The sequence below is a fragment of the Pectobacterium jejuense genome, assembly GCF_026800125.1.
Classification (GTDB): Bacteria; Pseudomonadota; Gammaproteobacteria; order Enterobacterales; family Enterobacteriaceae; genus Pectobacterium; species Pectobacterium jejuense.
This window is the reverse complement of the sequence record NZ_JAPQKX010000004.1, coordinates 76,758-90,558: the sequence shown is the minus strand read 5'-3', so window position 1 is coordinate 90,558 and position 13,801 is coordinate 76,758. Positions and strand designations below refer to the sequence as shown.

General features: G+C 50.2%; 15 protein-coding genes and 1 tRNA gene. 12 read left to right on the top strand and 4 right to left on the bottom strand.

What is annotated here, in order from left to right; translation table 11 throughout:
- The first annotated feature begins 28 nt into the window (after positions 1-28).
- Positions 29-403, top strand: coding sequence for a DNA-binding protein (locus NXT09_RS08910; RefSeq protein WP_010283015.1), 375 nt, complete (start codon positions 29-31; stop codon positions 401-403).
- A 78-nt stretch (positions 404-481) separates the two neighbouring features.
- Here NXT09_RS08910 and ispB read toward each other — a convergent pair whose 3' ends face one another.
- On the bottom strand, positions 482-1,453 hold the full coding sequence (gene ispB, locus NXT09_RS08905; RefSeq protein ID WP_010283025.1) for an octaprenyl diphosphate synthase: 972 nt from the start codon (positions 1,451-1,453) through the stop codon (positions 482-484).
- 256 nt (positions 1,454-1,709) lie between these two features.
- On the opposite strand from ispB, the gene rplU reads away from it, so the two are divergent.
- The 4 genes from rplU to cgtA all read left to right on the top strand — a co-directional run bounded on the left by rplU (position 1,710) and on the right by cgtA (position 4,782).
- Complete coding sequence (rplU, locus tag NXT09_RS08900; RefSeq protein WP_010283026.1) at positions 1,710-2,021, top strand: 50S ribosomal protein L21; 312 nt, start codon at positions 1,710-1,712, stop codon at positions 2,019-2,021.
- Positions 2,022-2,040: 19 nt separating this feature from the next.
- Positions 2,041-2,298 carry a 50S ribosomal protein L27 gene (gene rpmA / locus NXT09_RS08895; protein WP_005971498.1) on the top strand — a complete coding sequence of 86 codons (258 nt, stop codon included), beginning with the start codon at positions 2,041-2,043 and terminating at the stop codon, positions 2,296-2,298.
- A gap of 89 nt (positions 2,299-2,387) precedes the next feature.
- A complete protein-coding gene (locus NXT09_RS08890; protein WP_268579447.1) occupies positions 2,388-3,350 on the top strand; it encodes a DMT family transporter in 963 nt (320 codons plus the stop codon).
- Positions 3,351-3,609: 259 nt separating this feature from the next.
- The gene (gene cgtA / locus NXT09_RS08885) at positions 3,610-4,782 is read left to right on the top strand and encodes an Obg family GTPase CgtA (protein ID WP_039282291.1); all 1,173 of its coding nucleotides are present in this window, start codon (positions 3,610-3,612) and stop codon (positions 4,780-4,782) included.
- Between the two features lie 69 nt (positions 4,783-4,851).
- On the opposite strand, the gene dacB is transcribed toward cgtA, so the two are convergent.
- Positions 4,852-6,285, bottom strand: coding sequence for a serine-type D-Ala-D-Ala carboxypeptidase (dacB, locus tag NXT09_RS08880; RefSeq protein ID WP_268579446.1), 1,434 nt, complete (start codon positions 6,283-6,285; stop codon positions 4,852-4,854).
- Between the two features lie 268 nt (positions 6,286-6,553).
- On the opposite strand from dacB, the gene greA reads away from it, so the two are divergent.
- Entirely contained in the window at positions 6,554-7,030 is a 477-nt protein-coding gene (greA, locus tag NXT09_RS08875; RefSeq protein WP_039355275.1) for a transcription elongation factor GreA, read from the top strand.
- Between the two features lie 128 nt (positions 7,031-7,158).
- Here greA and yhbY read toward each other — a convergent pair whose 3' ends face one another.
- A complete protein-coding gene (yhbY, locus tag NXT09_RS08870; RefSeq protein ID WP_205553663.1) occupies positions 7,159-7,452 on the bottom strand; it encodes a ribosome assembly RNA-binding protein YhbY in 294 nt (97 codons plus the stop codon).
- A gap of 143 nt (positions 7,453-7,595) precedes the next feature.
- Between yhbY and rlmE the strand changes: the two genes are divergently transcribed.
- The 6 genes from rlmE to NXT09_RS08840 all read left to right on the top strand — a co-directional run bounded on the left by rlmE (position 7,596) and on the right by NXT09_RS08840 (position 13,210).
- Complete coding sequence (gene rlmE, locus NXT09_RS08865; protein ID WP_107170110.1) at positions 7,596-8,225, top strand: 23S rRNA (uridine(2552)-2'-O)-methyltransferase RlmE; 630 nt, start codon at positions 7,596-7,598, stop codon at positions 8,223-8,225.
- 56 nt (positions 8,226-8,281) lie between these two features.
- A complete protein-coding gene (gene ftsH / locus NXT09_RS08860; RefSeq protein ID WP_205553653.1) occupies positions 8,282-10,222 on the top strand; it encodes an ATP-dependent zinc metalloprotease FtsH in 1,941 nt (646 codons plus the stop codon).
- Between the two features lie 117 nt (positions 10,223-10,339).
- Positions 10,340-11,173: a dihydropteroate synthase gene (folP, locus tag NXT09_RS08855; protein ID WP_268579445.1), complete on the top strand. Its 834-nt coding sequence runs from the start codon at positions 10,340-10,342 to the stop codon at positions 11,171-11,173.
- Between the two features lie 6 nt (positions 11,174-11,179).
- Positions 11,180-12,517: a phosphoglucosamine mutase gene (glmM, locus tag NXT09_RS08850; RefSeq protein WP_039274136.1), complete on the top strand. Its 1,338-nt coding sequence runs from the start codon at positions 11,180-11,182 to the stop codon at positions 12,515-12,517.
- A gap of 249 nt (positions 12,518-12,766) precedes the next feature.
- The gene (gene secG / locus NXT09_RS08845) at positions 12,767-13,099 is read left to right on the top strand and encodes a preprotein translocase subunit SecG (RefSeq protein ID WP_014914113.1); all 333 of its coding nucleotides are present in this window, start codon (positions 12,767-12,769) and stop codon (positions 13,097-13,099) included.
- 24 nt (positions 13,100-13,123) lie between these two features.
- A tRNA-Leu gene (locus tag NXT09_RS08840) sits at positions 13,124-13,210 on the top strand.
- Positions 13,211-13,264: 54 nt separating this feature from the next.
- Here the strand turns inward: NXT09_RS08840 and NXT09_RS08835 are convergent.
- Positions 13,265-13,447 carry a hypothetical protein gene (locus NXT09_RS08835; protein WP_268579444.1) on the bottom strand — a complete coding sequence of 61 codons (183 nt, stop codon included), beginning with the start codon at positions 13,445-13,447 and terminating at the stop codon, positions 13,265-13,267.
- Positions 13,448-13,801: the final 354 nt, after the last annotated feature.

The window sequence follows — 13,801 nt, the reverse complement described above, 5'->3', positions numbered from 1 at the left end:
GTTCAAAACAAACAAGGGAGTGACGAGTATGGACAAAGAATGGTTTGCAACAAGTGAGCTGGTTGGCGTAGGTGGATTGCCTAAGTCGCCGCAGGGGTTGAACAAGCGGGCGCGAGACGATGGTTGGGAAAAGCGCAGGCGGAAAGGGGTTCAAGGGCGCGGTGTCGAATATTCTATTCGCAGTTTGCCGAACGAGGTCAGGAACTCTCTGCTGGTAAAAGAGAATCCGCCAACCGAATATTATCGTATAGATAATGAGCCGACCCTGCTGTCATCGTGGGTGCATATTTTCCATCAGCTTTCCGTTGATGAACGAACCCGGCTGATTAATTTCATCTTGCGTGAAGGGACAATAGCGATGCTGTCTCGGCTGGATGATGTCACAATCGACCAGACTGCCTAAGTCTGGCGAACGAGTAGCGCTGCAGGGCAGCGCTACTTATGAATCAACGATCTTATCTGATAAGAACCTTACACCACGTTAGAAATCGCGCTGTACGGCTAAATGGGCAAGGCCTTCGAGCGCCATACGGTAGGGTGTTTCCGGCAGTTGCTGTAGTGCGCTAATTGCCTTATCTGCCTCTTCTTCGGCGCGTTGGCGCGTATAATCAAGTGAACCGCATTGCTGCATGGCGGAAAGAACCGGTTCCAGCAGATGACGCCCGTTTCCTTCTTCAATGGCCTTGCGAATCAGCGAGCTCTGCTCTGCATTACCATGACGCATAGCGTGCAGCAGTGGCAGCGTTGGCTTGCCTTCATTAAGGTCATCGCCCGTGTTTTTGCCCAGCGTTTTTCCGTCTGCGCTGTAGTCGAGCAGATCGTCAATTAACTGGAATGCGGTGCCCAGGTAGCGGCCATAGTCCTGAAGCGCTTTTTCTTGCTCTGGCGTCGCACCGGCAAGGATGGATGAAGATTGCGCTGCGGCTTCAAATAAACGCGCCGTTTTACTGTAAATGACGCGCATATAGCTTTCTTCAGTGATATCCGGGTCGTTGCAGTTCATTAGCTGCAAGACTTCGCCTTCAGCAATCACGTTTACCGCTTCTGACATCAGTGCCAGCACACGTAACGATTCGAGGCTGGTCATCATCTGGAAGGCGCGGGTATAAATGAAATCCCCAACCAATACGCTCGCTGCGTTGCCAAAGGCGGCATTGGCTGTCGCTTTACCCCGGCGCATGTCGGACTCGTCTACCACATCATCATGTAGCAGCGTTGCGGTGTGGATAAATTCGATCAGTGCGGCGACAGTGACATGCTTATCACCGTTATAGTCGAGGGCTCTGGCTGCAAGTACAGCAATCATCGGGCGTATACGTTTTCCACCACCGCTGATGATGTAATGTCCAAGCTGGTTTATCAAAACGACGTCGGAATTCAGCTGTTCAAGAATGACGTTATTAACAGCCGCCATATCCTGTGCAGTCAATGCTGTAATTTGTTCTAGATTCATGGTTTGTGCCAACGTATGTCTTCAACACTGCCGTAAGATTGCTGTTGCATATCGGCAAGACGGAACTTATTGGGCCAATTGTACTTGAAAAATGAGAGAGATAAACGGCAGTTGATACGTTGTATTCTTTTTCTTCACATCCGTTGATTATGCACTTGTCATCCTCAGTATTTTTGCGTAGAATTCGCGCCCTATTATGAATATTTATAGCGCGCTCTGAAACCTATTAACGGGTGCGCGGAAAGCGGAGTTTTATATGTACGCAGTTTTCCAAAGTGGTGGTAAACAACACCGAGTAAGCGAAGGTCAAACCGTTCGCTTGGAAAAGCTGGACATCGCAACTGGTGAAGCCGTTGAGTTTGACCAAGTTCTGATGGTTGCCAACGGTGAAGAAATCAAAATCGGCGTTCCTTTCGTCGATGGCGGTAAAATCAAAGCTGAAGTTGTTGCTCATGGTCGTGGCGAAAAGGTGAAGATCGTTAAGTTCCGTCGCCGTAAACACTACCGTAAGCAAGCAGGCCACCGTCAGTGGTTCACTGACGTGAAAATTACCGGCATCAGCGCTTAAGATTAGGAGAGCGGATTAAATGGCACACAAGAAAGCTGGCGGTTCAACCCGTAACGGTCGTGACTCTAACGCACAACGTCTGGGCGTAAAACGTTTTGGCGGCGAAAGTGTTCTGGCTGGTAACATCATCGTTCGTCAACGTGGTACTAAATTCCACGCAGGAACTAACGTTGGCTGCGGGAAAGACCACACTCTGTTCGCTTTGACTGATGGTAAAGTTCAGTTTGAAGTTAAAGGCCCAAAAAACCGTAAATTTATCAGCATCGTTGCTGAATAATTTTTCGCGTTAGGTCTTACGGATTTAAGCCCCGCAATTCTTTGCGGGGCTTTTTACATTCTGATTCTGAGTAAACCATCTGGATAAGTATGAATACTAAACAACAGACGGGTATCGGTCTGTGTCTGGCGCTGACTACGGCTGTTTGCTGGGGGGCGTTACCGATAGCCATGAAACAGGTTCTGGTGGTAATGGAACCTTATACGATTGTTTGGTATCGCTTTTTTATCGCTTCGATTGGACTCGGCATTATTCTGTCATCCCGTAAGAAGTTGCCGCCAATGCGGGTTTTCCGGCATCGACGCTGGTGGGTTCTGCTACTGATTGCGACGGCTGGACTACTGGGTAACTTTGTTTTCTTTAGCTCGTCTCTGCAATATCTGAGTCCAACAGCGTCTCAGGTTATTGGGCAACTTTCCCCTGTAGGCATGATGTTCGCCAGCGTACTTATCCTAAAGGAAAAGATGCGCGGCACGCAGGTCATTGGCGCGATCATGCTGATTTGCGGTCTGCTTCTGTTCTTTAATACCAGCCTGATTGAGATTTTTACCCGGCTGACTGACTACACGCTGGGCGTGCTGCTGGGTGTTTGCGCCTCGGCGGTATGGGTATCCTATGGTGTAGCGCAGAAAGTTCTATTGCGACGTCTGACATCGCAGCAGATTCTGTTTCTGTTATATGTGTTGTGCGTCGTCTTTATCACGCCTTTTGCCAAGCTTGAGGTTATTTTTCAACTGAGCAACTGGCAGCTTATTTGTCTGCTATTTTGCGGCGCGAATACGTTGATTGGCTATGGTGCGCTGGCAGAGGCAATGGCTCGCTGGCAGGCATCGCAAGTTAGTGCGGTCATTACGTTGACGCCACTATTTACGCTGCTGTTTTCCGATCTATTGGCATTAGGATGGCCGACTTTCTTTGCTGCGCCAGTGCTGAATTGGGTCGGCTATGTGGGAGCCTTTGTCGTTGTTGCGGGCGCTATGTTTTCCGCTATCGGGCATCGCCTCTTACCCGGCAAGAAAGAACCCGTGCCGCCATTGATGGTGCGGAAGTAGCCTAAAAGAAAGTGTATTGCAGCGGTCACGGCCGCCTTTTGATATTCTGCATGTGTTGTTTATTTTTAATACAGATGAAATTATTGGAGCAGGCAGGTACAATCCGCTCCTTTGCTGGAATGCGTTCTGGTGCGTCAGTTTTTTAATGGTGAGTAGAACTACGCTACATGCCGTAAAATCAAAAAGTTACGCCAAGAAGAACCAATAACAAGCCTAAAACACGTAGATATTCTCTATTGGTTTTTTGCGGAGAGAATCAATGAAGTTTGTAGATGAAGCCACAATTCTCGTTGTGGCAGGCGATGGCGGTAACGGTTGTGTCAGCTTTCGCCGTGAAAAATATATTCCCAACGGCGGTCCGGACGGTGGTGACGGCGGCGATGGCGGTGACGTTTATCTGCTGGCAGACGAAAACCTGAACACGCTGATCGACTATCGTTTTGAAAAATCTTTCCGCGCTGAGCGTGGGCAAAACGGGCAAAGTCGTGACTGTACGGGTAAACGCGGCAAAGATATTACGATTAAAGTCCCAGTTGGTACCCGTGTTCTGGATCAGGGAACTGGCGAAGTGCTGGGCGATATGACGCGCCATCAGCAGAGCCTGATGGTGGCGAAAGGCGGCTGGCATGGTTTAGGTAACACGCGTTTTAAATCGTCCGTCAACCGTGCTCCTCGTCAGAAGACCAGCGGTACGAAAGGCGAAGAGCGTGAGCTGACGCTGGAACTGCTGTTGCTGGCTGACGTGGGCATGCTTGGCCTGCCTAACGCAGGTAAATCGACCTTTATCCGCGCGGTATCTGCTGCGAAGCCGAAAGTGGCTGATTATCCGTTTACTACATTAGTGCCGAGTCTTGGTGTTGTCCGTATGGATAGCGAGCAGAGCTTTGTTGTGGCGGATATCCCAGGTTTGATTGAAGGTGCATCTGAAGGTGCTGGGTTAGGGATTCGCTTCCTGAAACACCTTGAACGCTGCCGTGTACTGTTGCATCTGGTTGATTTAGCACCGATTGATGAGTCAGACCCAATTGAAAATGCCAAAATCATTATCAATGAGTTAGAGCAGTATGGCGCGGGTTTGGCAGAAAAACCGCGTTGGCTGGTTTTCAACAAGGTTGATTTGATCGACAAGGCTGAAGCGGAAAAACGTGCCAAAGAGATTGCGGCTGCGCTTGGCTGGGATGATAAATACTATCTGATTTCTGCAGCGAACCGTGAAGGCGTCAACCCACTTTGCTGGGATGTGATGAACTTCCTGAAAGCCAATCCGAAAGTAACGGCGATTGCCGAAAGCGCACCGGAAAAAGTGGAGTTCATGTGGGATGATTATCACCGCGAACAGCTGGCTGAAATAGAAAAAGAAGCCGAAGAAGAGTGGGATGATGACTGGGACGATGAAGATGATGAAGGTGTTGAAATCATCTATCAAAAATAATTCGTTCTTCTGTTAGTCAGGTCTTACATACGCGGGCTTATCCAATCAGGGTAAGCCCGCGTTGTTATTTTAATTGCTCTGATAAATATCTTTGTAGAGGCGACTTTCAAATCTCACCAGAGGGACGCGACGTGCGCGCTGGTCTTCTGGCGGCACGGCATAGCCAGACAGGAACTGGACGAATGCCATACGCTGGCCGCTCGCGGTAGTAATGAAGCCTGCCAGATTGTATACGCCTTGCAATGCTCCGGTTTTAGCCGAAACCTTGCCATCCACGCCAGCTTCATGCAGGCCGCCACGATAACGCAGCGTGCCGTCATAGCCGGAAAGCGGAAGCATGGTGATGTAATTCAGTTCATTATCGTGCTGTGCGATGTACTGCAAGACCTGCATCATCGTTTCCGGTGAAATCAGGTTATGGCGCGACAGGCCTGAACCATCGACAACAATGCTGTTTCCTAAATCCACGCCAGCCTTCTGACGCAGAATCTGTCGCACGGCATCTGCACCCGCACGCCACGTACCCGGTACGCTAAAACGCTCATGCCCAATAGTACGAAAGACTGTATCGGCAATCATGTTGTCTGATTTTTTCAGCATGATAGTGAGCAGGTCGTGCAGTGGCGCTGATTGTGTCTGGGCCAGTACGCTTCCTGCCGGGCCTGGCTGCGTTTGGCGGCGAAGGCTGCCTTTAATACGGATATCTGCCTGCTGTAGCTCATCTTTAACGATAGCACCGGCATAGCTGGCACCATCCTGAATCGCGAACGCCAAAGGAAGCGGTTCTGTGCGCTGAGTCAGACATCCCGTGAGCGTAAAGCGGTTCAGTTCCCCGGGAACCACATCCAGTTCGCAGTATTGGGCATCGGCTGAGCCCTTAGCCAGCGTGCGGACTTCGCTGAACATCTGCACCGGATAATAGGATGCAACGCGGATAAACGCATTATCACCCGCTTTAGGCGCACTATAGAGTGAGACGGAGAAGCAGTTGCGATCGACAATCGCGGCACCCGGCGGGGCGCTGAAGCACTGTGTCATGTCGTTCCAGGGCCAGCCCGGCGCTTTATCGTGACTGGCGAACACTGAGGTGTCGATCAACACATCCCCTGCGATTTCCTGTATCCCGCGTTTCCTTAATTCCTGCACCATATTCCGTATTTGCTGACGTTTAAGCGTAGGATCGCCGCTAAACCGTACGATGAGGTTACCGTTCAGAATACCGCTGGTGACAGGGCCGTGGCTTTCCATCGTGGTGATGAACCGATAATCTGGCCCCAATTGCAGTAATGCGGCTAATGCGGTTATCACCTTTTGTGTACTGGCTGGGAGCGCCATTTGCTGGCTATTGAAGGCCATACTGGGTGTTGTTGCGCCAACTTTTTGAACCAACAGCGCCAAATTGGCACCGTCTGGTAAATATTGGCGATGATCCTCAACAGAAGCTGCATTGGCATGCAGAGCAAAAGCGCAGGCAAGTCCGGTAACAATCGATGAAAAACGCATAATCTCAGCTAATAACGGGGTAACGTGTGGTCATACTACGGCGCAACAAGGTCTAAAGTAAACGATGACCCTCATTGAACTCTGGGGTAAAATACGTATCAAAATGCAAAACCGCAGCTAGCCTGGAAATTTTGTTCCGGGGCTGGTTGCTTTTGTTTTATGTCCAGTGAGGACTGGCACGTTGCAGAGACTCCGTCGCCTTTGATTTTTAGCGCGTCAGGATGACGATTATTTGAGTCTTACGGACTTTTTTAGAGGTATAGACAATATGAAACAATTTCCGATGACGTTGCGTGGTGCTGAAAAATTGCGCGAAGAGCTCGACCACCTGAAATCTGTGCGTCGACCTGAAATTATTGCGGCCATTGCCGAGGCGCGTGAGCACGGCGATCTGAAAGAGAATGCGGAATATCACGCTGCACGCGAGCAGCAGGGCTTCTGTGAAGGGCGTATTCAAGATATTGAAGCTAAATTATCTAACGCACAGGTTATCGATGTTACGAAGATGACGGCGAACGGGCGTGTTATTTTTGGTTCGACCGTGACGGTGATGAATCTGGATAACGAAGAAGAGCAAACTTATCGGATTGTTGGCGATGACGAGGCGGATTTTAAACAGAATCTGATCTCTGTAAATTCGCCCATCGCGCGTGGTCTGATCGGCAAAGAGCAAGATGACGTTGTGGTTATCCGTACGCCTGGCGGCGACGTGGAATATGAGATCCTGAAGGTCGAATATCTGTAAATTTTGCCGTATTGTTGATTAAAACAGCAAAAATTGTAAAGAAAAGAAAAAGGCCGCTTGCGGCCTTTTCTCTAACCGAGAGGCATGGCACCTTTCCGTTAAAACCGAGTATCCAGAAATAAAAAGTGTTATCGTGGTAACACAATTTTACGTTCTTTCGCAGGACGGTAGAGCACCAGCGTATGGCCGATAACCTGAACGTTAGCGGCACCCGTTTCACGAACAATTGCCTCCACGATCAAGACTTTGGTTTCGCGATCTTCTGTCGCTACTTTTATCTTGATCAGTTCGTGATGTGCCAATGCTTGTTCGATCTCAGCCAGAACACCTTCGGTGAGACCGTTATTGCCCAGCATGACAACCGGTTTTAGCGGATGTGCCAAGCCTTTCAGGTGTTGTTTTTGTTTATTACTTAGGTTCATTGTCTTTTTTACTTAGGTTGGGATTGAAAACGGGTCATTCTACCGCCATCTCATGATTATAACCAATTTGACTGCTCTGATTGGTAATATGTGAGAAGTTTCTCCCCACCACGAGCGTGTTACTGAGAATAGTTGGAAAATCGATGGCGAATAAAAAGCGTTCTGCAAGTTCCAGTCGCTGGTTGCAGGAACACTTTAGCGATAAATATGTGCAGCAGGCCCAGAAAAAAGGGCTGCGCTCCCGTGCTTGGTTTAAACTTGACGAAATACAGCAAGGCGACAAACTGTTTAAACCCGGTATGACAGTTGTGGATTTAGGCGCGGCACCGGGCGGCTGGTCACAGTATGTGGTCACGCAAATTGGTGGGAATGGTCGAATTATCGCGTGTGATATTTTACCGATGGATCCGATTGTCGGCGTCGATTTCCTGCAAGGGGACTTTCGTGATGAACAGGTCCTCAAAGCCTTGCTCGAAAGGGTTGGCGATAGCAAAGTTCAGGTGGTGATGTCTGACATGGCCCCTAACATGAGTGGTACACCAGCCGTTGATATTCCGAAGTCGATGTATCTGGTTGAATTAGCACTTGGTATGTGTCGGGATGTATTAGCGCCAGGCGGAAGTTTCCTGGTGAAAGTGTTTCAGGGAGAAGGCTTTGATGAATACCTGCGGGAAATTCGCTCCCTGTTTACGAAAGTGAAAATTCGTAAACCAGACGCCTCACGTGCCCGGTCTCGTGAAGTGTATATTGTAGCGACAGGGCGCAAACTGTAGTACCCTAACGCTGTTTTTTAACACAGTTGTAATATGAGGTTAATCCCTTGAGTGACATGGCGAAAAACCTAATTCTCTGGTTAGTCATCGCAGTTGTGCTGATGTCTGTTTTCCAGAGCTTTGGGCCCAGCGAGTCGAATGGCCGTAGGGTGGATTATTCAACCTTCTTGACTGAAGTGAATCAGGATCAGGTCCGTGAAGCACGTATTAACGGGCGTGAGATCAGTGTTATCAAAAAAGACAGCAACAGATACACGACTTACATTCCTGTCAATGACCCCAAGCTACTGGATAACCTGCTAACGAAGAACGTGAAAGTCGTTGGTGAGCCGCCGGAAGAACCGAGCTTGCTGGCTTCTATCTTTATTTCTTGGTTCCCGATGCTGTTACTGATTGGCGTCTGGATCTTCTTCATGCGTCAAATGCAAGGCGGCGGCGGTAAAGGCGCGATGTCCTTCGGCAAGAGCAAAGCGCGCATGCTGACTGAAGATCAGATCAAGACGACGTTTGCTGATGTAGCGGGTTGTGACGAAGCGAAGGAAGAGGTTAGCGAACTGGTCGAGTACCTGCGCGAACCTAGCCGTTTCCAGAAACTGGGCGGTAAAATTCCGAAAGGCATTCTGATGGTCGGCCCACCAGGAACAGGTAAAACGTTGCTGGCAAAAGCGATTGCCGGTGAAGCGAAAGTGCCTTTCTTTACGATTTCCGGTTCTGATTTCGTAGAAATGTTTGTCGGTGTCGGTGCTTCTCGTGTCCGTGACATGTTCGAACAGGCGAAGAAAGCTGCGCCTTGTATCATCTTTATCGATGAAATCGACGCCGTTGGCCGTCAGCGTGGCGCAGGTCTGGGCGGTGGTCACGATGAACGTGAACAAACGCTGAACCAAATGCTGGTTGAGATGGACGGCTTTGAAGGCAACGAGGGCATTATTGTCATCGCGGCAACTAACCGCCCTGATGTTCTTGACCCCGCGTTGCTGCGTCCAGGTCGTTTTGACCGTCAGGTTGTGGTTGGCCTGCCAGATGTTCGTGGTCGTGAGCAGATTCTGAAAGTTCACATGCGTCGCGTACCGCTGTCTCCAGATATCGATGCGTCAGTGATTGCACGTGGTACGCCAGGCTTCTCTGGTGCGGATTTGGCTAACCTGGTTAACGAAGCCGCGTTGTTCTCCGCTCGTGGCAACAAACGCGTTGTTTCGATGGTCGAGTTCGAGAAAGCGAAAGACAAAATCATGATGGGTGCAGAGCGCCGTTCCATGGTTATGACTGAAAAGCAGAAAGAATCGACGGCGTATCATGAAGCTGGGCATGCGATCATTGGTCGTCTGGTGCCAGAACACGATCCAGTTCATAAAGTGACGATCATTCCGCGCGGTCGTGCGCTGGGTGTGACGTTCTTCCTGCCTGAAGGCGATGCGATCAGCGCAAGCCGTCAGAAGCTGGAAAGTCAGATCTCTACGCTGTACGGTGGTCGACTGGCCGAAGAAATCATTTACGGCTCGGAACATGTATCGACGGGCGCGTCCAACGACATCAAAGTGGCAACGTCTATTGCTCGTAACATGGTGACGCAGTGGGGCTTCTCTGAAAAACTCGGTCCATTGCTCTATGCGGAAGAAGACGGTGAGGTATTCCTCGGTCGCTCCGTGGCAAAAGCCAAGCACATGTCAGATGAAACCGCGCGTATTATCGATCAGGAAGTGAAATCGCTGATTGAACGCAACTATGTGCGTGCTCGTGAACTGTTGATGGCAAACATGGATATTCTTCACTCAATGAAAGATGCGTTGATGAAGTATGAAACCATTGATGCGCCGCAGATCGATGACCTGATGGGACGTAAGAAAGACGTTCGTCCGCCAGCAGGTTGGGAAGAGTCTCGTTCTGACAACGATTCTGGCAACGGCGGCGGTACACCTAAAGCCCCTACGCCAGTGGATGAGCCGCAGACGCCTAATCCTGGTAATACGATGTCTGAGCAAGTGGACGACAAATAATCCGCCTGCGATTCACATCTGTAACCTACGAAACCCCAGCTCAGGCTGGGGTTTTTTACTGGGAGTGTTCTTCGAACCACATTTCATGCTAACTACACCAGAATGCGGAGGTAAATCATGCAACTGGTCGCCAGAGACTCAACGCTGGATCTTTCCTGCCCACACATCATGGGTATTCTTAACGTCACGCCGGACTCTTTTTCCGATGGTGGTAAACACAACAAGCTCGATGCGGCATTACTGCACGTTCAGGAGATGGTTAACGCTGGTGCGACCCTGATTGATATTGGCGGTGAATCGACGCGTCCCGGTGCGGCTGAGGTGAGCACGGAAGAAGAGCTAGACCGTGTGGTACCCGTGGTTGAAGCCATTGCTAAACGCTTTGACGTATGGATCTCGGTCGATACCTCAAAGCCGGAAGTGATGACAGCATCGGCGCAGGCGGGAGCACATCTGATTAATGATATCCGCGCTTTGCAAGAGCTCGGCGCTCTGGAGGCGGCGGCGGCAACCGGTTTGCCAGTGTGCCTGATGCACATGCAGGGTATGCCGAGAACCATGCAGCACAAACCGCATTATGATGACCTGATGCAGGACATTGGCGATTTCTTGCAGCAGCAGATTGATCGCTGTGTTAACGCCAATATTCCGAAAAGTAAGCTATTGCTGGATCCTGGGTTCGGATTCGGTAAGAATCTTGCCCATAATTATGCGCTTCTGGCCCGTCTGAGCGAGTTACATCGTTTTGAACTGCCTCTTCTGGTTGGTATGTCGAGGAAATCCATGATTGGACAGATCCTCAATGTGCCGCCTGCGCAGCGAGTTCACGGCAGCATTGCCTGCGCAGTGATTGCGGCGATGCAGGGAGCACAGATTATTCGCGTGCACGATGTTAAAGAAACGGCTGATGCCATGCGCATTGTTGAGGCCACCCTTTCTGCGAAGGAATAAAACGAGATGAGTAACCGCAAATATTTTGGTACCGATGGTGTGCGTGGCAAGGTTGGTGATACGCCGATTACCCCTGATTTTGTGCTTAAACTGGGTTGGGCTGCTGGGAAAGTTCTCGCGCGACATGGTTCTCGTAAGATTATCATCGGCAAAGATACGCGCATTTCTGGCTATATGCTGGAATCTGCGCTGGAAGCCGGGCTGGCTGCGGCTGGTTTGTCGGCTTCTTTTACCGGTCCAATGCCTACGCCAGCGGTTGCTTATCTGACTCGTACGTTCCGCGCTGAAGCGGGTATCGTGATTTCTGCTTCTCACAACCCGTATTACGACAACGGTATTAAATTCTTCTCAATTGACGGCACCAAGCTGCCGGATGACGTAGAAGAAGCGATCGAGGCTGAGCTGGAAAAACCGCTGACGTGTGTTGAGTCGGCTGAATTAGGCAAAGCCAGCCGCATTGTTGACGCTGCCGGACGCTACATCGAATTTTGTAAGGGGACGTTCCCGAGCGAACTGAGCCTTAATGGTTTAAAGATTGTCGTCGATTGCGCCAATGGTGCTACCTATCATATCGCTCCTAGCGTATTGCGCGAGCTTGGCGCTAAAGTCATCGCCATTGGCTGTGAGCCTGATGGGATGAACATCAATGAAGAATGCGGGGCGACGGACGTCAGACAGCTACAGGCGCGCGTACTGGCTGAGAAAGCGGACGTTGGGCTGGCGTTTGACGGCGATGGCGATCGGCTCATCATGGTCGACCATTTAGGCAACAAGGTTGATGGCGATCAGATCCTGTATATCATCGCCCGCGAAGGTCTACGCCAAGGGCAACTGCGCGGTGGTGCTGTGGGCACGCTGATGAGTAACATGGGGCTTGAGGTGGCGTTAAAGCAGCTGGGTATCCCGTTCGCGCGTGCCAAAGTGGGTGACCGCTATGTATTAGAAATGATGCAGGCAAAAGGGTGGCGCATCGGGGCAGAAAACTCCGGTCATGTGATCCTGCTGGACAAAACCACGACGGGCGACGGTGTGATTGCCGGTTTGCAAGTCCTTACCGCGATAGTGAAAAACCATATGAGCCTGCATGATTTATGTAGCGGTATGAAGCTGTTTCCACAGATTCTGGTCAATGTGCGGTTCACAGGTGAACACGATCCGCTGGAAGACAAAAACGTGCAGCAGATTACGCAGGATGTGGAAAAAGAATTGGCCGGACGCGGGCGGGTATTGCTGCGTAAATCCGGTACTGAGCCGCTCATTCGCGTTATGGTTGAGGGGGAACACGAAGAGACGGTCATCGCATTGGCGAATCGCATTGCCGATGCGGTGAAAGCGGTCGGCTGAGGGCGTTTTTGATTCGCCAATCAGGTAGATAAGGCTTTCGATAGGTCTCTTGCGTCGAAAGCCGCTGTTTTTTTCTGCAATCAACCTGTGGTGACTAAATTACCCTTGCGTACGCTACATCCTTTGGTTAGTATTCAGACCCGCTTGATAAGGGATGTTCTACATCCTGCTTAGCGGAATGACACGCGGTTTACCGCCAGAATATAGCATCTCCATGAATCATGGGGAAAACGGTTAACGGGTACGACTATGTACGAAGCTCTATTAGTGATTTTCCTGTTAGTATCGATCGGGCTCGTTGCCTTGATCATGCTTCAGCAGGGTAAAGGTGCTGATATGGGAGCGTCGTTCGGAGCAGGTGCTTCTGCCACTTTGTTCGGTTCGAGCGGCTCTGGTAATTTCATGACCCGCATGACGGCGATACTGGCGACCCTGTTCTTCATTATCAGTCTCATTCTGGGCAACTTGAGTTCGCTGCAGAAAAGAGGCGGTGCATGGGATAACCTGAGCCAGCCAGAAAAAGCCGAGCAGACGACAACGCCTGCTGCGCCTTCAACGCCGGCGAGTGACATTCCGAAGTAAGCGTTTTAAAGCAGTAACTGTGATGCCGTGGTGGTGGAATTGGTAGACACGCTACCTTGAGGTGGTAGTGCCCGATTGGGCTTACGGGTTCAAGTCCCGTCCTCGGTACCAACATAAAAAATAGACGTCGATAGACGTCTATTTTTTTGTCTTTAATTTACTGTTTCAGTGCCTTACAGGCAGCACCAGCTGCTTGCCAAAGTGTTTGCTGTCTAATAAGTCGATAAAGGCTTGGGGCGCATTCTCTATTCCCTCAATAATGTTCTCTCGATATTTTAACCGCTCTTTCTCCACGGCATCTAATAGCCAGATATTTGCTTCCGCATAGTCTTTGAACCATTCTTTCACAAGAAAAAAGCGGCTTAGCGGGGCATCGGGCAGAGAAAGAAAAATGCTACCGTGCTGGGTGCGTCAACGTCAGGACCCTGATTGTACGGTTGAAATTGCGTCGCAGACCGACAAAAGACGCTCTCTTGATGGATATCAAACAGGATGACGCCTTCCAGATAAAGATAGTCGCTAAGCCCCGATACCAGGATGAGAGCAATGATTGGCAGATAACCTTGCCAACGGCTGATGAGTTGCAGTCCACCGGAATAGATCGCGGTTATTAACAGCGCGATACCAGATATCGCTAAACGGTTAACGGCAGGGGATGGCCCATGTTTTCTCCTCCCTTACGTCATAAAATTGCCGTCCTGC